Genomic DNA, 19,350 nt, shown 5'->3' on the forward strand with positions numbered 1-19,350 from the left:
GCGATGGTGACGGCACGTCGGAGGTGGCGCGGATGTGGGTGGATGCGGACGGTACAGAGCGGTCCGGGGACGAGAGGGACGAGCCCGGTTGGGAGGTCGACCCCGACGACGAGTCCGGCGCGGCGGTCGTTGCCACGGTGGGGCGGCAATTGAGGCTGCGCCGGGAGGCGGCCGGAATGCGGGCGGCCGAGTTCGGTGTGGCGATCGGATACGGGGAGGACCAGGTCTACAAAGTCGAGGCCGGGAAGCGGATTCCGCGCCCGGAGTATCTGGACAGGGCCGACGATGTGCTGGGCGCGGATGGGCTGATCACCGCGATGAAGAAGGACGTGGCGGAGGTCCGGTACCCGAAGAAGATTCGGGATCTGGCACGGATGGAGGCGCGGGCAGTGGAGCTGCTGTCGTACGGCGACCACAACCTGCACGGTCTTTTGCAGACTGATGAGCATGCCCGAGCGCTGCTCGGGACGCGCCGACCTGCGTACTCCCAGGATGAACTGGAACGCATGGTGGCTGCCCGCACGGCTCGGCGTTCCATCTTCGACCGGTCACCCGCACCGGATCTCAGTTTTGTCCTGGAAGAAGTGACGCTGCGCCGCCCGATCGGGGGAACAATGGTGCGACGCCAGCAACTTGAACACCTGCTGGAGGTGGGGCAGATGCGGAACGTCGCAATTCAGGTGATGCCGACCGACCGCTGGGACCACCCGGGAACAGGCGGAAAGATCCAGGTGCTGAAGTTCAGTGACGGTTCTGGGGTAGGGCGTACCGAAGGCGTGCACGGCGGGCGTCCGGTCTCCGATCCGCGACAGCTTCGGGTCCTTGAGCTGCGGTATGGCATCATCCGGGCCGAGGCTCTCACTCCACGGGAGTCGCTGGCCTTCATCGAGCAAGCGCTGGGAGAGACATGATCCACAAGACCTCCGCCGAAGACGCTCCCGAACTGAAGTGGTTCAAGAGCAGCTACAGCGACAGCAGCGACGGCAACGACTGCGTCGAGATCGCCACCACCCCCAGCACGATCCACGTCCGCGACTCCAAGAACACCCAGGGCCCCCGGCTCGCCGTAGCCCCCGACGCCTGGGCCGACTTCGTCACGTACGCCGCCGGAAGCTGACCTCAAGCGCTCTCCGCCCCGCCGGAGCGGTTCGGGCCCCTCACCGGGTAAGCGTGTGCCAGTCCGGTGAGTCCAGGTCGCCGTACCCCGAGATCGACCGCCCGGCCCACAGGTCCGGCAGGCCGGGGGTATCGCCGCGCCCCGGGCATCGGCTCCGCGTTTCCTGCGACGGCAGGTATCGGAACGTGGGCTCCCCTCCCGTGCGTATCCTCGCGCACCCGGAAACGCGCCTCAGCCCGGCCCAGCGGCGGGACTCGCGACCCCTTCGCGCCCGGAACCCTCTTCCCGCGCCCTTCCTATCTGACGCGTCGTCAGTTTCAATGGGAAGCGTGATGGGACACGCAGGCATGGCCGCCACCGCCGTCCGGTACCTCAGGTCCGTCGGCGCCGCCACCACCGCAGGGCCGACGCCGGTCGATCCACTGCCGCGCCCGGATCTGCGGGCCGTCGCGGACAACGAGCGACCGCCGGTCGATCCGGGTGAATTCCGCCGTGTGCTCGGCCACTTCGCCAGCGGCGTCACCGTCATCACGGCCCACGAACCGGACGACGCGGACGGCCCTGCGGGGTTCGCCTGCCAGTCGTTTGCCTCGCTCTCCCTGGACCCGCCACTGGTCACGTTCATGGTCGCCCGCACGTCGACGACCTGGCCCCGCATCGCCCGCGCCGGGGCCTTCTGCGTCAACATCCTGGGGGCGGAGCAGGGCGCGCTGTGCCGGGGGTTCGCGGTGAGCGGGGCCGACAAGTTCGCCGGGGTGGCGTACGAGGCGGCTCCCGCGACCGGGTCACCGCTGCTGGATTCCGTACCCGCCTGGATCGACTGCCGCATCCAGGCCGTCCACACGGGCGGCGACCATCTGATCGTGGTCGGCCGCGTGGAGGCGCTGGGGGCGGCGGACGGGGACGGTCCGCTGCTGTTCCACCGGGGGGAGTTCGGGCGCTTCAGCGGGTGACGGACGACTCCGCCACCTCACCCGATCCCCCGGCCGTCATCGGCGCGACCGCCTCAGCCGGTGCCGGTCAGCACCACCGGTTCCGGGGCTTCCGCCTTCCGCCGGATCACCAACGCCATCAACGCCGCCGTCGCGCACAGCGCCCCCGATGCGTACCAGACCATGTCGTACGAGCCGAACACATCGCGCGCCACACCACCCAGGAACGCCACCAGTGCCGCGCCCACCTGATGGGAGGCGAGGACCCAGCCGAAGACGATGGCGCTGTCCTCGCCGTACTGCTCGCGGCACAGAGCAAGCGTCGGCGGGACGGTGGCGACCCAGTCCAGGCCGTAGAAGACGATGAAGAACACCATCGGCGGATGCACCGTCGGCGCCATCAGCATCGGCAGGAAGAGCAACGAGACGCCGCGCAACGCGTAGTAGACGGCCAGGAGTCGGCGGGCATCGAAGCGGTCGGTGAGCCAGCCGGAGAAGACCGTGCCGATGATGTCGAAGACGCCGATGACGGCGAGCAGCGAGGCGGCCGCGGTGATGGGCATGCCGTGGTCGTGGGCCGACGGCACGAAATGCGTACGGATCAGGCCGTTGGTCGAGGCGCCGCAGATCGCGAACGTGCCCGCGAGCAGCCAGAACGGTCCGGTGCGGGCAGCGTCGATCAGGACGCGTACGGTACGGGCCGCCGCTCCCCGGGCCGGTGCCGGCTTCTCGGCGTACGCACCGCCGTAGGGGGCCAGGCCCACATCGGCCGGGTGGTCACGCATCAGGAGCCAGACGAACGGGACGACGACGAGCGCGGCCAGCGCGACGGTGACCGAGGCCGGGCGCCAGCCGTGCTCGTCGACGATCCATGCGCACAGCGGCAGGAAGATCAGCTGGCCGGAGGCGCCTGCCGCGGTGAGGACGCCGGTGACCAGGCCTCGTCTGGCGACGAACCAGCGGTTGGTGACCGTGGCCGAGAAGGCCAGCGCCATCGAGCCGGTACCGAGGCCGACGAGCAGCCCCCAATAGATCATCAGCTGCCAGGAGGCCGTCATCCAGACACTGGCCAGCGCCCCCGCCGCGACCGTGGACAGGGCCACGACGACGACCCGACGGATACCGAACCGGTCCATCAGCGCGGCGGCGAACGGCGCGGTCAGTCCGTACAGCGCCATGTCGATCGAGACAGCCAGCCCGATCTCCCCGCGCGACCAGCCGAACTCCGTATGCAACGGGTCGATGAGGAGGCCGGGCAGGGAGTTGAACGCGGCGCCGCCGATGATCGTCACGAACGTGACGACGGCGACGATCCAGGCGCGGTGGATGCGAAGGCGGGAGCGCCCGCGGGACGGTGTGCGGGCGGCCGGGCGGTCCTCGTCCCGGGCGGCCGCGCTATCGGTTGTCTGGGTCACGTCACCCAGCATCCGGCCCCCGCGCGTGCTCCCACGAGTGGCCGGAAGGACACGGTTCGCAGGGATCGGGCCAGAAGCACTGACGGCCGGTGCGCGGTCACCCGGCTCACCCGATCCGCTCCAGGCGCCGGATCGGGCGGGTCACCAGCAGCACACCCACCACCAGTGCGTTGATCACCGCTCCGGCCAGCAGCACCTCGGGGGCGCCCACCGCGTCCGCGACCGGTCCCGCCAGCGCCCGGCCCGCGGCCAGCATCAGCAGGGAGCCCGCCACGTCGTACGCGTGCAGCCGGTTCAGGGCTTCCGGCGGGACGTGTGTCTGGACCGTCGTCGACCACATCACCAGCCAGAACGCGAACACCCCGCCCGCCACGAACTGCCCGACCCCCAGCGCGGACACCGGCAGCCGGAGCCCCAGCACCACCAGGTTCACGCACACCCCGGTCAGCGCGATCGCGCCCGCCGCGAGCGGGCGGCGCGGTCTCAGCCGCAGGGCCAGCAGCCCGCCGACCACGCTGCCCGCGCCGTTGACCGCCATCATCACGCCGTACGTCCCCGAGCCGTGCGCCTCGGTGACCTCGACCGCGGTCAGCGGGAGCATCGGGCCGATCACGGTGAATCCGTACACCGTCCAGATCGCGATCACCCCCCACAGCCAGCTGCGGGCCTTGAACTCCCGCCATCCGTCAACCAGTTCGGCGACAAATGTGCCGCGCTGCACCGTGTCGGACGGCATCGGGGCGAGCCGCAGCAGAAAGAGGCAGACGCCGGAGACCGCGAACGTCGCCGCGTTCGCCGCGTACACCGCTCCGGCACTCGCCAGTCCGACCAGAAGTCCCGCGAAGGCCGGGCCCGCCATCGTCATCAGCGCCTCGGAGACCCGGAGCACCGCATTGCCGCGCTGCACGTCCAGCGACACCCGGGGTACGGTCGACGCGACGCCCGGCTGGAAGAGAGCGGCACCGACGCCGGCCACCGCGCTCAGCGCGTACACCGCCCACAGCGGCGGATTGCCGGTCGCGAAGGAGACGGCGAGCACGGATGCCCCGACCAGGCGCAACGCATCGGCGATGATCATCATTCGACGCGGGGTGAACCGATCCGCCAGCACGCCGCCGAAGAGCACGAAGAGCGCCAGCGGTCCCATCCAGGCAGCCAGCGCGAAGCCGACGGACGCGTGCGGGCGCCCCGCTCCCAGCAGACCCGCGGTGAGCGCCACCGGGATCATGCCGTCGCCGAAGAGTGCGGCGGTCCGGGCGATGAAGAAGAGCCGGAAGTTACGGTTCCAGAGCTCGCTTCCCGGTCGTTCGCCGTCCCGGCGCGTGTCCATGGGCGGCAGGGCGGGCGATGAATCCAAGGGAGACGAATGCGAGGGTGCGTTCGCGCGGGCCGTGCCGGGAATGCACTCGTACTCTGCTGACTTTTCCTTCACGTCGGTGACATGTATCAGCTTATGGTCTATACCACTAGGGGTGATGGGAGCCTCGCTGTGACACACAGAGTCGTCGTCCTCGCCCTTGACGGGCTGCTCCCGTTCGAACTGGGCATCCCTCAAAGGATCTTCGGCCTGGCGCTCAGTTCCGAGCCGCATGGCAAGCGCCGGAAACTCTATGAAGTCGTTACCTGTTCCGTCCGCCCACCGGGACCGGTCTCCACCGACGCGGACTTCACGATCACGGTCGAGCGCGGCCCCGAAGCACTGGCCACCGCCGACACGGTCGTCATCCCCACCTCGTACGAACTCGGCCCCGTCCACAAAGAGGGCAGGCTGACGGACGAGCTCGCCGCGGCGTTCACGTACATCAGGCCGGGCACCCGGCTCGTCTCGATCTGCACCGGCAGTTACGTCCTCGCCGCCGCCGGGTTCCTCGACGGGCGCCCCGCCACCACGCACTGGTCTTCCGCCGACCACTTCCAGCGGCTGTTCCCGCAGGTCCAGGTCGACCCGGACGTCCTGTTCATCGACGACGGGGACGTCCTCACATCCGCCGGGGTCGCCGCCGGCATCGACCTGTGTCTGCACATCGTGCGCCGCGACCACGGCACGGCCGTCGCCAACGACGTCGCCCGCCGCACGGTCGTGCCACCGCACCGCGACGGCGGACAGGCACAGTACATCCAGCGCCCCGTCCCGGAGGCACAGTTCGCGACCACGACCGGTGCGCGGGCCTGGGCGCTGGGGCGGCTGGACCGGCCGATCCTGCTGCGCGACATGGCGCAGCAGGAGTCGATGAGCGTACGGACGTTCACGCGCCGGTTCCGTGAGGAGGTCGGGATCAGCCCCGGGCAGTGGCTGACCCAGCAGCGGGTGGAGCGAGCGCGGGGGCTGCTGGAGTCCACGGATCTGTCGATCGACCAGGTGGCGCGCGAGGCGGGGTTCGGCACGGCGACGTCACTGCGGCAGCACATCCAGGCGGCGCTGGGGGTGTCGCCGACGATGTACCGGCGGACGTTCCGGGCGACGGTCGGGGGCCGGTGAAGGCGGAGAAGCGGCGGCCCCAGGGCCTTTCGGACCCGTGGACGGACCCCCAGCGCCCTGCCCTAGGAGGGTGCTGAAGACCTTGGCCGGATCAGCGAGCGGCGTCTGGTGCGTGCAGCTGCAAGGCGCCGAAGCGGCCTCATAGCGGAGCTATCAGGCCGTTTTGGCAACGCCGCAGATGTGCGTGCAAGGCGTCGGGAGCCCGGCCAAGATCTTCAGTGCCCTCCTAGAAGACCAGCACCCCGCGCGCCACCCTTCCGTGGTGCGCGTCATCCGCCGCCTTCGCGAATTCCTCCACCGGGTACGTCTCCGTGACCAGTTCGTCGAGCATGAGGCGGCCGGACCGGTACAGCTCCGCGTAGAGCGCGATGTCACGCTGCGGGCGCGAGGAGCCGTACCGGCAGCCGAGGATCGACTTGTCCAGGTACATCGACGAGACGAGGAACGATGCCTCCGCCGTCGCCGCCGGGACGCCCAGCAGGATCGCCTGGCCGTGCCGGTCCAGCAGGTCGATCGCCTGCCGGATCAGTTCCGTACGGCCCACGCACTCGAAGGCGTGGTCGGCGCCGGTGGGCAGGATCTTGCGTACACCGTCCGTCGACGTCAGGAAGTGCGTCGCGCCGAACTGCCGCGCCACCGCCTCCTTCGCCGGGTTGGTGTCCACCGCGACGATCGTCAGCGCGCCCGCGATCCGGGCGCCCTGGATCACATTGAGCCCGATGCCACCGGTGCCGATCACGACGACCGTGTCACCGCGGTCGACCTTCGCCCGGTTGAGTACGGCTCCGACGCCCGTCACCACGCCGCAGCCCATCAGGGCCGCGGAGGCCAGCGGGATGTCCGCCGGGATCTTCACCGCCTGCACGGCCTTGACCAGGGTCCGTTCGGCGAACGCGGAGTTGGATGCGAACTGGTACAGGGGTGTGCCGCCCCGGGAGAACGGCTGCCCCGGCATCCCGATCGCCTTGCGGCACATCGTCGGCCGGCCTCGGTCGCACTGGGCGCACGCGCCACAGCTGGCCAGGGTGGAGAGCGCGACGTGGTCCCCGGGCACGACATGGACGACGCCCGCGCCGACCGCCTTCACCACGCCCGCGCCCTCGTGCCCGAGGACCACCGGCAGCGGGAACGGAATGGTTCCGTCGACGACCGACAGATCGCTGTGGCACAGGCCCGCGGCGGCCACCGCGACCAGCACCTCGCCCGGGCCCGGGTCGCGTATCTCCAGGTCGTCGACGACCTCGGTCTGCTTGCCGTCGAAGACGACGCCTCTCATCTCGGCTCCCTCGGTAGGCCGAGCACCCGCTCGGCGATGATGTTCCGCTGGATCTCGTCCGAGCCGCCGTAGATGGTGTCGGACCGGGTGAACAGGAACAGGCGCTGCGCTTCGTGAAGTTCGTACGGGTTGGCGGGCGACCAGTTGTCCGGACCCACGGCTCCGACGGTGCCCCTGATCTCCACGGCGAGTTCGCCGAGACGTCGGTGCCGTCCGCCCCAGAGCAGCTTGGCGACGCCGGGGACGCCCGCGTCGCCCGAACCACCCAGGGTGCGCGGGGCGTTCCAGCACATGGTCTTCAGCTCCGCCCGCTGACGGACGAGCCGCTCGCGCAGTACGGGGTCGGTGACCGCGCCGCTGTCGGCGGCGGCGCGGATGACGCGGTCCAGTTCGGCGGCGAAGCCGATCTGCTGGACGAGGGTGGAGACACCGCGCGCCAGGGTACGGGGCGAATCGGGGTGAGCCCGACAACGCAGCGAGCGTGTGTGCCAGGCGTCGCCAGGCAGGCGGGGCTTTCGAAACACGCCCAGGGAGGGCGTCACGCGTTGGGTCTCGCCCCGGCGGCCGCCGCGGCGGCGATCGCGTCCAGCTGCGCCAGCATCGGCATCGGGTCCACCCCCACCGTCCCCGGCAGGAAGTCGGCGATTCTTTCCGGCGTCCAGGCCCCCTCCGTATATCCCGCCCGCAGCTCCCTCGGCTGGGCCCAGACAGCGATCTTGGGGCCCGCGATCGTGTACACCTGGCCGGTGATCTTCTCCTCCCGCGCCCGCTCGCTGAGCAGGTAGACGACGAGTGCGGCCACGTCCTCCGGCTCGCCGATCTCCTTCAGCTCCATCGGGACGTTCGCGGACATCCGGGTCCGGGCCACCGGGGCGACCGCGTTCGCCGTGACGCCGTACTTGTGCAGGCCGAGCGCCGCGCTGCGGACCAGCGAGATGATGCCGCCCTTCGCGGCGCTGTAGTTCGCCTGGGCGACGCTGCCCTGGTGGTTGCCGCTGGTGAAGCCGATCAGCGTGCCGCCCCCCTCCTGCTTCCGCATCACCGCCGAGGCCGCGCGGAAGACGGTGAAGGTGCCCTTGAGGTGGGTGGCGACAACCGGGTCCCACTCCTCCTCGGTCATGTTGAACAGCATCCGTTCGCGGAGGATCCCGGCCACGCACACGACCCCGTCGATCCGCCCGAACCGCGCAAGCGCCGTGTCCACGACGCGCCGGCCGCCCTCCATCGTGGAGATGTCGTCGGCGACCGCGACCGCCTCGCCGCCCGCGGCCTCGATCTCCTTGACAACGGACTCGGCTATCGCACTGGTCGGCTCGGCGCCCTCGACGGAGACGCCGTAGTCGTTGACGACGACCCTGGCTCCCTGTGCCGCGGCGGCGATCGCGACGGCCCGTCCGATGCCACGGCCGGCACCGGTCACGGCCACCACCTTGCCTGCCAAGAAGTTCCCCATGCCCGGCCCCTTCCCACGGATTCTGACGGACCGTTAGATTTTATGGGCAGTCGGCTCCGTCAGCACAAGACCCGGCGCCCCACCGATTCGAGGAGGCCGTCATGTCCCTGCCCGCCGAGTTCCACGAGATCGCCAAGCGCGTGAACAACTGGGGGCGCTGGGGCGCGGACGACGAGATCGGGACGCTCAACCTGATCACGGACGCGGTGGTGCGGGACGCGGCGGCCACCGTCCGCACGGGGCAGCGGATCCCCCTCGCGCTCCCGCTCCAGCAGGACGGTGTGCAGAGCGGACTGATTCCGGGGCGGGTCAACCCACTGCACGCCATGGTCCAGATCAACCAGGAGCTCTTCGGCCCGGGTACGGTCGCGACCAGCGACGACGTCGTGACGCTCGGCCTGCAGGCGGCCACCCACTGGGACGCGCTCACGCACGCCTCGCACTCGGGGAGGATCTACAACGGCCGTCCCGCCACCACCGTCACCGCGCACGGCGGCGCCGAGTTCAGCGGGATCGACAAGCCCCCGCACCTCGTCTCGCGCGGTGTCCTGCTGGACGTGGCACGCGCCCACGGTGTCGACCGGCTGCCCGGCGACCACGCCGTCACCCCGGAAGACCTGGACGCGGCGGAGGAGTTCGCCGGGGTCCGGGTCCGGGCCGGGGACATCGTGCTCGTACGCACCGGGCAGGTCCAGGTGTATCTGGCCGGCGACAAGCACGCGTACGCCTATCCGTCACCCGGCCTGTCGATCCGGACGCCCGAGTGGTTCCATGCCCGCGATGTCGCCGCGGTCGCCAATGACACGCTGACCTTCGAGATCTTCCCGGCGGAGATCGAGGACCTGTGGCTGGGCGTGCACGCGCTCGATCTGGTCGAGATGGGCATGCTGCAGGGCCAGAACTGGAACCTGGAAACGCTGTCCACCGCTTGTGCGGAGGCGAAGCGCTACGGCTTCCTGCTCTCCGCGATGCCGGAACCGTTCGTCGGCGCCACCGGCACGCCTGTGGCCCCGGTCGCCGTTCTCTGACCGGCCACGGCCCGGGACGTTCCAGCGCATTCCGGCGTCTACGCCTGATGTGTGACGGCGCGCGACGGTTCGTACGGGCCGGTGCTCTGGGCGCCGATGCCCGGACCGTGCGCACCCGTCCGCATCTGCACCACCGGCGCGCCCCGGTCCACCTCGCACCAGATCCGCTTTCCGGCGCCCTCCGGCTGCCAGCCCCAGCGGTCGGCGAGGCCGTCGACCAGCTCCAGGCCGCGGCCGCCGGTGTCCTCGCCCTGCGCGTGCCGCTGCTGCGGCGGGCGGCAGCTGGTGTCGGCCACCTCGACCCGTACGGTCCCGGAGGTCCCGGCCGCTCCCGTCGCGCCGAACAGCATGCGCAGCACGGCCGGACAGCCGGTGTGGACGACCGCATTGGTGACCAGCTCCGAGATCAGCAGGATGAGCGTCTCGGCCAGTGGCTCGTCGTCTCTTATCCCGGAGCCGACCAGTCTCGACCGCGCCCATCTACGGGCCCGCCCGACCTCCGCGGGATCCGGACCGACCTCCAGCTGAACCTGAAGCACCTGCACCGCTCACACCATCCGAACCGGCGGACACATCGCCTCGCGCCTCCTCAGGGTCACGGAACGTGATTCCCTTGCGAGACAGCATGGTTGACGTACAGTCACCGCAACAAGCGCTTCGGGCATATTCCAGCGCGAAGGAGTACGCGTGGTGCATACTGTGCGACGCACGTCGCGGGGAGTCGAACAGCAGCGCACCGAAGCCGTGCGGAACGCTCCCCGGGCAGGCCCGGCGCTTCTGCGTGGGACGCGAGCAGGGCACCTCGTCCGGACCGGAGTCGCCGCACCGGCAACACCCGGACCGCCCGGTTCCAGAACCACTCGCATCCAACGGAGCGTACCCGAGCCGAGGGCAACTGCGGCCCGTGACGAATCACGCAAAGGACACGAGCCGGTATCGGCACTGACCGACTGCACCGGGTAACTCCGCAGCGTGAACCCCAGATGCCTCTCCCGTCACATGCGTGCACTCAGCACAGATCTGCCGCCAGGGCCTCCTCGGCCTCTGCCGCCGTCAGCCACTGACCGGCCCGCAGCCACGCCCGCTTGAGATGCAGATGAACGTCCGCCTCCCAGGTGAAGCCCATGCCGCCGTGCACCTGGAGGCAGTCCCGTGCGTTGCGGACGGCCGCCTCGTCGGCGAGCAGCTTGGCGCCCGCGACCTCGGCCGGGTCCGCGGTCACCGCTGCCGCGTACACCGCCGTACGGGCCACCTCGGCGCGCACCAGCATCTGGGCGCACAGGTGCTTGACCGCCTGGAAGGCGCCGATCGGCGATCCGAACTGCTCGCGTTCACGGGCGTGCCGGACGGCCATCTCAGTGGTCCGGGCGGCACTGCCGAGCTGCTCGGCAGCGGTCAGCAGGGCGCCTTCGAGCCGGAACGGCGTCGTCCCGGGCAGCGGGGTCCCGTCCTCGACGCCCGCCGTCACGCGGTGCAGGGGCGTGAGCGGGTCGAGTGACCGTACGGGACGCGCCGTCCGTACGAGCTCCCGCACGTCATCCCCCTCCAGGACCCGCGCCGCCGCTCCCCCCAGGGTGATCAGCGCGTCCGCCGCTTCCAGATGGGCCACCGGCCGCCCCTCGTCCAGCACCGCGACCACCGCCCCGCCGTCCGCCGCCCCCTTCACCGCCCCCGCGGCGAGATGTGTGGCCGCCAGCGGTCCGGGCAGCAGCACCCGCCCCGCCTCCTCGAACAGAAGCACGGACTCGGGCAGCCCGAGCCCCACGCCGCCGTCCGCCTCGGGCAGCCGCAGCGCGAAGAACCCGGCCGCGCCCAGTTCCCCCCACACCCCCCGGTCGACGGCCACGCCCGCGTCGAGCGCGGCCCGCATCCGGTCCCTGCCGAAGCGGCCGGCGAGCAGCTCCCGTATCCCTGCCCGCAGGGCCCGCTGGTCGTCCGAAAGCTGGAAGTCCACAGTCCGCTCAGCGCCCCTTCGGCAGGCCGAGGATCCGCTCGGCGACGATGTTCCGCTGGATCTGCGAGGTGCCCGCGGCGATCGTGTACGAGAGCGAGGTCAGCCGGTCCAGGACCCATTCCCGGTCCAGATCGGCCCCGTCCGCGCCGAGCACCTCCGCGGCCGTGTCGTACAGCTCCTGGCGGGCCTGCGAGTAGCGCAGCTTGAAGACCGAGCCGCCGGTGCCGGGGACGCCGCCGCTGCGCTGGGCCTCGCCGACGTTCCACTGGGTGAGCCGCCACAGCGCCCGGAATTCGGCGTTCAGTCTGCCGAGCGTCCTGCGCAGCACCGGGTCGTCCCACCGGCCGCTGCGCCGCGCCTCGGCGGCCAGGGCGTTCAGGGTGCGACGGCAGGCGACGACCTCGCCGACGAACGCCGTACCGCGTTCGAAGGAGAGGGTGACCATGGTGACCCTCCAGCCGTCGTTCTCGGCGCCGACCCGGTGGGAGACCGGCACCCGCACCTCGTCGAGGAACATCTCGGCGAACTCGGTGGATCCGGCGAGTGTGCGCAACGGGCGGACGGTGACGCCGGGGGCGTCCATCCGCATCGCTAGCCAGCTGATCCCGCGGTGCTTCGGCGCCGCCGGATCCGTCCGCACGAGCAGCTCGCACCAGTCGGCCACCTCCGCGTGCGAAGTCCAGATCTTCTGGCCGGTGACGACGTAGTGGTCGCCGTCCCGGACCGCCCGGGTCCGCAGCGAGGCCAGGTCGGAGCCCGCCTCCGGCTCGCTGAACCCCTGGCACCAGATCTCGTCGCCGCGCAGCACCGGCGGCAGCCAGCGGGCGCGCTGCCCGGTCGTGCCCTCGGCCGCGATCGTGGGACCCGCGTGCAGCAGCCCGACGAAGTTCGCGCCGACGTACGGCGCCCCGGCCCGCTCCGTCTCCTCCAGAAAGATCAGGTGCTGGGTGGGGGTGGCGCCCCGCCCGCCGGCGTCGACGGGCCAGTGCAGCCCCGCGTACCCGGCGTCGTACAGCATGCGCTGCCAAGCGGTGTCGTAGGCCCGCCGGCCCGGCCAGTCGTCGGGGCCGGGCTTCGCCGGCAGCCCGGGCAGCACCGCGGCGAGCCACTCCCGCAGCCGCGCCCGGAACTCCTGCTCCTCGTCCGTGTCCGCGAGATCCACTACCGGCCCCGGTCCCGGTCGAGATCCAGGTCCAGCATCCTGATCGCGTTTCCGCGCATCAGTTTGTAGACGGTCTCGTCGTCCAGTCCCTTGACGTGGTCGAGCGCGACCTCCTTCGTGTGCGGGAAGGTCGAGTCGACGTGCGGATAGTCGGTCTCGAAGGTGGCGTTGTCCCGCCCGACCACGTCGAGCGACGCGACCCCGTGCTTGTCGCGGAAGAAGCAGCAGAACATCTGCCGGTAGTAGTACGTCGACGGCGGTTCCGGGATCAGATCGCGCACCCCGCCCCAGGCCCGGTGCTCCTCCCACACGTCGTCGGCGCGCTCCAGGGCGTACGGGATCCAGCCCATCTGGCCCTCGCTGTACGCCAGCTTCAGCTGCGGGAACTTCACCAGCACTCCGCTGAACAGGAAGTCCATCATCGAGGCCATCGCGTTGTTGAAGGAGAGCGAGGCCTGTACGGCGGGCGGGGCGTCCGGCGAGGCGGCGGGCATCTGCGAGCTGGACCCGATGTGCATGTTGACGACCGTGCCGGTCTCCTGGCAGACGGCGAAGAACGGATCCCAGTAGCCGCTGTGGATCGACGGCAGGCCGAGATGGGTGGGGATCTCGGAGAACGTCACGGCCCGCACCCCGCGGGCGGCGTTCCGCCTGATCTCGGTGACCGCCAGGCCGATGTCCCAGAGCGGGATGATGCAGAGCGGAATCAGCCGGCCGCCGCTGTCGCCGCACCACTCCTCCACCATCCAGTCGTTGTAGGCGCGCACACAGGCGAGCGCGACCTCCTTGTCCTTGGCCTCGGCGAAGGTCTGGCCGCAGAAGCGCGGGAAGGTGGGGAAACAGAGCGACGCCTCGACATGGTTGAGATCCATGTCCTTGAGGCGTTCGACGGGGTCCCAGCAGCCGCGCCGCATCTCGGCCCGGGTGATGCCCTCCAGCGACATGTCGTCGCGGTCGAAGCCGACGGCGGCGATGTTCCGCTTGTACGGGAACTTCAGGTCCTCGTAGATCCACCAGTCGGTCGGCGGCCCGTCCGGATCCATGGTGATGACGTACCTGCCACCCGTGTACGCCAGCTCGCCGATCCCGGCAGTGAGCGGCTGCGGACCGCGGTCGCGGTACTTGGCGGGCAGCCAGGTCGAGAAGAGGTGCGGCGGCTCGATCACGTGGTCGTCGACGCTGACGATCCGAGGCAGTTCCGTCATGGTGTCCCCTTCGGCGCACAAGGCATGTATCTGATGCCCCGTCAGTTTTGGCTCGGCTCTCAGGCTAGCCCCGCACCCCTGGACCGACAAGGCGCGGCGCTCTACGCTCTCCGCATCATCTGACTACCCGTCAGCTACAAGGGAGCGGGGGAACGCAGTGAACGAAACCGCACACGCCCTGGGCGCATCGGCCACCTTCTGGGAACTCATCGAGCGCCGCGCCGCGCTGACCCCGGACCGCCCCGTCCTCATCCAGGACGACCGCACCCTCACCTTCGGCGAGCTGCGCGACCGCTGCGAGCGGGTCGCGGCCGGCCTGTACGGGCTGGGGGTGCGCCCCGGCAGCGTCGTCGCCTGGCAGCTGCCGACCCGCCTGGAGACGGCGCTGCTCTCCTTCGCCCTCACCCGGCTCGGGGCCGTGCAGTCGCCCGTCATCCCGTTCTACCGGGACCGCGAGGTGGGGTTCGCGCTGCGCGAGTCGAAGGCCGCCTTCTTCGCCGTGCCCGGCACCTGGCGCGGCTTCGACCACGTCGCGATGGCGCACCGGATCGCCGCGGACCTCGAGCAGCCGCCGCAGATCCTCGAGGCGTACGAGGAACTGCCGGACGGCCACCCCGCCGTGCTCCCGCCCCCTCCCGTGGACGGCACGGCGGTGCGCTGGATCTACTGGACGTCGGGGACCACCTCCGACCCGAAGGGCGTCCTGCACACCGACCGCAGCCTGATCGCGGGCGGCTCGTGCCTGGCCCACGCACTGCAACTGTCGGCCGACGACATCGGCTCGATGGCGTTCCCGTTCGCCCATATCGCCGGGCCCGACTACACCGTGATGCTGCTGCTGTACGGATTCCCCGCGGTCCTGTTCGAGCACTTCACGATGGACGGGGCGCTGGACGGCTACCGGCGCCACGGGGTGACGGTCGCGGGCGGCTCGACCGCCTTCTACTCCATGTTCCTGACCGAACAGCGCAAGGACCCGACGCGCAAGGTGGTCCCCACGCTGCGGCTGCTGGCGGGCGGCGGCGCGCCGAAACCGCCGGAGATCTACCACGCGGTCGTACGGGAGATAGGCATCCAGCTCACCCACGGGTACGGCATGACCGAGGTTCCCATGATCACGATGGGTGCCCCCGACGACACGGCGGAGCACCTCGCCGAGACGGAGGGGCGGCCGCCCGAGGGCATGGAGATACGGATCACCGACGAGGACGGCAAACCACTGCCGTACGGGACGGACGGCGAGGTACGGCTCCGCGGGGAAGCCGTCTGCCAGGGCTATCTGAACGCGGCCCGGGACGCCTTCGACGCGGACGGCTTCCTCGTCACCGGCGATGTCGGCCATCTCCTGGAGAGCGGCCATCTGGTCCTCACCGGGCGGCTCAAGGACATCATCATCCGCAAGGGCGAGAACATCTCCGCCAAGGAGATCGAGGACCTGCTCCACTGCCACCCCGGGGTCGCCGACGCGGCCGTGATCGGACTGCCGGACGAGGAGCGCGGGGAACGCGTCTGCGCAGTCGTCGAGCAGCCGGCCGGGGCGGGGACGCTGACGCTGGCAGAGCTGGCCGGGTATCTGCGCACGGAGGGGCTCGCGGTGCACAAGCTGCCGGAGCAACTGGAGGTGGTGGACGCGCTGCCACGCAACGAGACATTGCGGAAGGTGCTCAAGTACAGGCTGCGGGAGCAGTTCTCCTGACCGGAAACGGGGCGCCGCTCACCGCCTGCCGGGGTCCGGAGGCATGGACCGCGTTTTCGGCCGCCTCGCCGAGGCGGCCGCGGCCCTGTGAGCGTCGAGCCGGTGCGGTCCCGGCGAGGAGACCGCACCGGCCCGGCCGGAGGCCGTTACGCGTCCGGCTCGATCACCGTGAAATAGACGGCGAACGCGGCAACCGCCTCGTCCTCGGCGATCTTTCCGTCGTGGTCCGTGTCCAGGCTCCGCGCGGCCAGTCCTGCCGACTCGTCGCTCGCGCCCAGGACCTTCAGCGCCCGCTCCACGGCGGGCACCGAGGCCGCGCCGTCGTCGTCGTTGTCCGCCACGGCAATCGCCGCGCGCAGGAACGGGCGGGCGATCTCCGCGAAGCGCTCGGGGTTGTCGCGCAGCCGTTTCACGGCCCCGCCCACGAACTCCTCACGGGTGACACGCTGGTCCCCGTCGACATCGGCGATGCCCGCCATGCCCTGCCAGAACGCCTCGGCCCCGGTGTAGAGCGCCTGCCCCTTGTCGCAGCGGGCCGTCGTACCGAATTCGGCGAGCAGACGGGCCGCGGCGGCGTTGAAATCCGCGCGATCGATGTATCCGTTGCCGTCCTGGTCGAAGGCGGCGAAGCGGAAGGCGATCTTGCGCTCATATTCTGCGCTGTCCATGCGGGGAGCGTACGTCGCCTGCGGGCATCACGTGTCACTTACGCGCGCCACCGGTGTGACAACCTGGCCTTAACACCGGGTGGCGGGATGGTTTCAGGCCGAAAGCGGCTGGGCTCCGTCGTCGACGGCCGCGTCCCAGTCGGGGTAGACATCGAACAGACGGCGCACGCCAAGGGCGGCGAGCACCCGGTTGACGTGAGAGCCCTCCTCCGCGCCGCGGGCCGGCAGAATCAGCCGCAGCCTCCCGCCGCAGGAGCGCATCAGGCGGCGGGCCGCGATCAGCATGCCGACGCCGCTCGAATCGCAGAACAGCACCTCGGAGAGGTCGAGCACCACGTCGTGACGTCCGACGGCGACCGCGTCATGGACGGACTGGCGGACCGCGGGCGACGTCAGCAGGTCCAGTTCGCCGCGTATGTGCAGCACGGTCCACACACCCTGCTCGGTCTCGGCCACTTTCAGAGTCACTCGACTGGGCCTCTCGTTCCGGGGAATCCGACGATCCGGAAGAATCCGTTCCTCCTCGCGGCTGCCCCCGCCGCACACCCATGAAACACCGACCCGCAGAAGTAGACACAGACGGGTTTCAGGCAGAAATGATCACTTCAGGTCCGATTCCAACATCCCGGGATGTCGCATTCCCTGCCGTCCGGGGCGTTCTCAGGGGCGCACTTGCCGCAAAAACACCTGCAGGGCGAGTGCCGCCGACTACATTCGATGTGACGAGGGGGACAGGGCTGGGGGTCCTATGGCGAAAGACGCACCGCCCCGCTGGGACCGCAAGATGCAGCAACGGCTGGCACGCGGCGAGGCGGCGGCCCTCGGCGAGCTCTACGACCGTTTCGCCCCACTCGTCCACAGCCAGGCCCACCGGATGCTCAACGACGAGTCGGCCGCCGAGTTGGTGACCCGCGAGGTCTTCGGGTACGTGTGGGAGAACCCCGACGCGTACGACCCCAAGCAGGGTTCGATGCGGTCCTGGGTGGCCCGGCTCACCCACCGCCAGTCCGTGCGGCGCCTGCGTGCCGCGGAACCGTCCGTGTTCGCGCGGGGCGAGGACGGCGCACACGGCAGGGGTGAGGACACCGCGGCCCGGCAGGAGCTGGAGGAGCGGGTGCAGCGCGCCACCGCCGCAGCGCGCGCCGACTACATCGTCGCCTCCATGCCCGCACCGCTGCGGTCCGCACTGGAGCTCGCGTACATCCAGCGCAGGGACTACCGGCAGACCGCGGCCGACCTCGGGGTGACCGCGGACGAGGCCCGCCGCCGGCTGCGGCTCGGGCTGCAGCTGCTCGCCACCGCCGGCACCCGCCCGCTCGACGGGTCCGAGCCGCCCGGATACGGACGGATGCTGTGAGCGGCGACGACGACGCGAACATGCGCGACGACGAGATGTGGGGCGCGCGGCGCATACCGGGACCGCGGGCGGCGGCGGACGACTTCGACCTGGGCGCCGTACCGATGGCGCCCAGGCCCACGGCACGTGAACCGGCGGCACGCGAACCGGAACCGGAATCTCCGGCGGCGCCACCGCAGCCGGCTGCCCCGGTGCTTCCCCACGGCGTGCTCAAGGCGCTTCTCGGCGCCTGGGCGCTTGCCGCCTGTTCCGCCGAGGAGACCGAGGCGGTCGAGGCACACCTCCCCGGGTGCGCCGCCTGCGCTGACGAAGCGCTGCGGCTGCGCGACGCGGTCGGTCTGCTGCACACCGACCGCAGCCTGGACCTCGACCCGCTGCTGCGCGCCCGGGTGCTCGAAGGCTGTCTGAGCCGTCGCCCGGCCAAGATCCCGGTACCGGGCTGGGCCGTTCCGTACGACGCGGAGACCGCCCGCCTCGATGCGCTCCTCCGCGACATCGACAGCTCGGAATGGCATGCGCCGGTGCGGCTGAGGTGGTTCGAGGGTGAGCGACCGGTCAACCGCAAGACGACGGTCGCCGGGGTGATCGGCCATCTGATGACCGTCGACGGGCTGGTCAGCACTGCCCTCGGCCTCGACGATCCGGCCGCCTGCGGACGTGGCGGGAGCGATACCGCCGCCGGCTCCGAGTTCCCGCTCTCCCCCGCCCCGCGCACCGAGACGTACTGGTCGGCGGCCCGACGACCGCCCACCCGGGCCGTCCGCGAGCCTTGGCGCGACCAGAGCCACGCCCTCATCCGTACGGTGTCGTTCGCCGGCCGCGGGGTCGCCGAGCTGTCCGTCTCGTACGGGGACTTCGCCCTCCCGCTGCAGGACGCCCTGCTGGACCGGGCCTTCGAGTGCTGGGTGCACGGGGGGGACATCGCGGACGCGGTGGACTATCCGTACGAGGCCCCGTCCGCCGCCCATCTCCACCGGATGATCGACCTGGCGGCCCGGCTCCTGCCGGCCGCCCTCGCCGGACGCCGCCGGGCCGGGCTCGCGGCGCCCGCCCGGCATCTGGTGACGGCCGGTTCGCCGGGCCGTTCGCTCCATCTGGAGATCGAGGGCTCGGGCGGCGGCAACTGGTACATCGCCCTGGACTCCCCGGCCGCGCTCGGCTCGCCCGACCACGCGGTCGCGCAGGTGGCGCTGGACAGCACGGAGTTCTGCCGGCTGATCGCGGGCCATGTGTCGCCCGTCGACGCGGCGGCCGGGCAGGCAGGCGACCGGGAGGCGATCCGCGACGTGCTCTTCGCCGCGGCGTCGCTCAGCCGGCTCTAGGGCCTGTTCTGAGTTCCCCGCCTGCGCCCCGACGCCCGGCACGCACGCTCGCCGCTGCGCCCGCGCTTCGCGCGAACGACGGGGAACTCAGAACAGGCCCTAGGAGGGAGCGCCGTCCGCCCGCAGGACGGGCCTGGCGGCGTCTGGTGCATGCGATCGCAAGGCGGAGGGACGCGCCGATACCGGGCGTATCGGGGCGAGCCCGACAACGCGGTGAGCGTGCGTGCCAGGCGTCGCCAGGCAGGCGGGACTTTCGAAACACGCCCTGGGGACGTGTCCCGTAGGG

At 71.0% G+C, this 19,350-nt stretch carries 18 protein-coding genes and 1 pseudogene; 8 read left to right on the plus strand and 11 right to left on the minus strand.

Annotated features, from left to right (window positions below; all coding sequences use genetic code 11):
* Positions 1–32 precede the first annotated feature (32 nt).
* The 3 genes from ACIBB8_RS13015 (at position 33) to ACIBB8_RS13025 (ending at position 2,070) form a co-directional block, all read left to right on the plus strand.
* A complete protein-coding gene (locus tag ACIBB8_RS13015) occupies positions 33–911 on the plus strand; it encodes a helix-turn-helix domain-containing protein (protein WP_398951363.1) in 879 nt (292 codons plus the stop codon).
* Positions 908–1,117 (plus strand): DUF397 domain-containing protein, encoded by a 210-nt coding sequence (locus tag ACIBB8_RS13020; RefSeq protein ID WP_398951364.1) that lies wholly within the window; start codon positions 908–910, stop codon positions 1,115–1,117. Before ACIBB8_RS13015 ends, ACIBB8_RS13020 begins: the two co-directional genes overlap by 4 nt.
* A 347-nt stretch (positions 1,118–1,464) precedes the next feature.
* Entirely contained in the window at positions 1,465–2,070 is a 606-nt protein-coding gene (locus ACIBB8_RS13025; RefSeq protein ID WP_398951580.1) for a flavin reductase family protein, read from the plus strand.
* Positions 2,071–2,123: 53 nt separating this feature from the next.
* Here the strand turns inward: ACIBB8_RS13025 and ACIBB8_RS13030 are convergent, their stop codons facing one another.
* Entirely contained in the window at positions 2,124–3,464 is a 1,341-nt protein-coding gene (locus tag ACIBB8_RS13030; protein WP_398951366.1) for an MFS transporter, read from the minus strand.
* A gap of 106 nt (positions 3,465–3,570) precedes the next feature.
* Positions 3,571–4,794, minus strand: a complete 1,224-nt coding sequence (locus tag ACIBB8_RS13035; RefSeq protein WP_398951368.1) for an MFS transporter — start codon at positions 4,792–4,794, stop codon at positions 3,571–3,573.
* 159 nt (positions 4,795–4,953) lie between these two features.
* Between ACIBB8_RS13035 and ACIBB8_RS13040 the strand changes: the two genes are divergently transcribed.
* Positions 4,954–5,943, plus strand: a complete 990-nt coding sequence (locus ACIBB8_RS13040) for a GlxA family transcriptional regulator (protein WP_398951370.1) — start codon at positions 4,954–4,956, stop codon at positions 5,941–5,943.
* A 226-nt stretch (positions 5,944–6,169) separates the two neighbouring features.
* Here ACIBB8_RS13040 and ACIBB8_RS13045 read toward each other — a convergent pair whose 3' ends face one another.
* From ACIBB8_RS13045 to ACIBB8_RS13055, 3 genes and pseudogenes are all read right to left on the minus strand, one after another.
* Positions 6,170–7,219 carry a Zn-dependent alcohol dehydrogenase gene (locus ACIBB8_RS13045; protein WP_398951372.1) on the minus strand — a complete coding sequence of 350 codons (1,050 nt, stop codon included), beginning with the start codon at positions 7,217–7,219 and terminating at the stop codon, positions 6,170–6,172.
* A pseudogene (locus ACIBB8_RS13050) lies at positions 7,216–7,659 on the minus strand (acyl-CoA dehydrogenase family protein); the annotation flags it as partial. The pseudogene ACIBB8_RS13050 and the gene ACIBB8_RS13045, both read right to left, overlap by 4 nt.
* 98 nt (positions 7,660–7,757) lie before the next feature.
* Positions 7,758–8,672, minus strand: coding sequence for an SDR family oxidoreductase (locus ACIBB8_RS13055; RefSeq protein ID WP_398951374.1), 915 nt, complete (start codon positions 8,670–8,672; stop codon positions 7,758–7,760).
* Positions 8,673–8,773: 101 nt separating this feature from the next.
* Between ACIBB8_RS13055 and ACIBB8_RS13060 the strand changes: the two genes are divergently transcribed.
* Positions 8,774–9,700, plus strand: a complete 927-nt coding sequence (locus tag ACIBB8_RS13060; RefSeq protein WP_398951376.1) for a cyclase family protein — start codon at positions 8,774–8,776, stop codon at positions 9,698–9,700.
* 38 nt (positions 9,701–9,738) lie between these two features.
* Here the strand turns inward: ACIBB8_RS13060 and ACIBB8_RS13065 are convergent, their stop codons facing one another.
* The 4 genes from ACIBB8_RS13065 to ACIBB8_RS13080 form a co-directional block, all read right to left on the minus strand.
* The gene (locus ACIBB8_RS13065) at positions 9,739–10,245 is read right to left on the minus strand and encodes an ATP-binding protein (protein ID WP_398951378.1); all 507 of its coding nucleotides are present in this window, start codon (positions 10,243–10,245) and stop codon (positions 9,739–9,741) included.
* A 464-nt stretch (positions 10,246–10,709) separates the two neighbouring features.
* Positions 10,710–11,654 (minus strand): acyl-CoA dehydrogenase family protein, encoded by a 945-nt coding sequence (locus tag ACIBB8_RS13070; protein ID WP_398951379.1) that lies wholly within the window; start codon positions 11,652–11,654, stop codon positions 10,710–10,712.
* 7 nt (positions 11,655–11,661) lie between these two features.
* Positions 11,662–12,816: an acyl-CoA dehydrogenase gene (locus tag ACIBB8_RS13075; RefSeq protein WP_398951381.1), complete on the minus strand. Its 1,155-nt coding sequence runs from the start codon at positions 12,814–12,816 to the stop codon at positions 11,662–11,664.
* Positions 12,816–14,021 (minus strand): amidohydrolase family protein, encoded by a 1,206-nt coding sequence (locus ACIBB8_RS13080; RefSeq protein WP_398951383.1) that lies wholly within the window; start codon positions 14,019–14,021, stop codon positions 12,816–12,818. Before ACIBB8_RS13080 ends, ACIBB8_RS13075 begins: the two co-directional genes overlap by 1 nt.
* Before the next feature lie 157 nt (positions 14,022–14,178).
* On the opposite strand from ACIBB8_RS13080, the gene ACIBB8_RS13085 reads away from it, so the two are divergent.
* Positions 14,179–15,717 (plus strand): class I adenylate-forming enzyme family protein, encoded by a 1,539-nt coding sequence (locus ACIBB8_RS13085; protein ID WP_398951385.1) that lies wholly within the window; start codon positions 14,179–14,181, stop codon positions 15,715–15,717.
* Between the two features lie 146 nt (positions 15,718–15,863).
* Here ACIBB8_RS13085 and ACIBB8_RS13090 read toward each other — a convergent pair whose 3' ends face one another.
* The gene (locus ACIBB8_RS13090) at positions 15,864–16,385 is read right to left on the minus strand and encodes an EF-hand domain-containing protein (protein ID WP_398951387.1); all 522 of its coding nucleotides are present in this window, start codon (positions 16,383–16,385) and stop codon (positions 15,864–15,866) included.
* A 93-nt stretch (positions 16,386–16,478) separates the two neighbouring features.
* Entirely contained in the window at positions 16,479–16,853 is a 375-nt protein-coding gene (locus tag ACIBB8_RS13095) for an STAS domain-containing protein (protein ID WP_398951389.1), read from the minus strand.
* A gap of 280 nt (positions 16,854–17,133) precedes the next feature.
* Here ACIBB8_RS13095 and ACIBB8_RS13100 point away from each other — a divergent pair, with 280 nt between their 5' ends.
* Together ACIBB8_RS13100 and ACIBB8_RS13105 are read left to right on the plus strand one after the other, a co-directional pair.
* Positions 17,134–17,742: an RNA polymerase sigma factor gene (locus tag ACIBB8_RS13100; RefSeq protein WP_398951391.1), complete on the plus strand. Its 609-nt coding sequence runs from the start codon at positions 17,134–17,136 to the stop codon at positions 17,740–17,742.
* A 35-nt stretch (positions 17,743–17,777) separates the two neighbouring features.
* Positions 17,778–19,064, plus strand: a complete 1,287-nt coding sequence (locus ACIBB8_RS13105; protein WP_398951582.1) for a maleylpyruvate isomerase N-terminal domain-containing protein — start codon at positions 17,778–17,780, stop codon at positions 19,062–19,064.
* The last annotated feature ends 286 nt before the right edge of the window (positions 19,065–19,350 follow it).

Origin of the sequence: Streptomyces sp. NPDC051286, assembly GCF_044455345.1 — a bacterium.
Classification (GTDB): domain Bacteria; phylum Actinomycetota; class Actinomycetes; order Streptomycetales; family Streptomycetaceae; genus Streptomyces.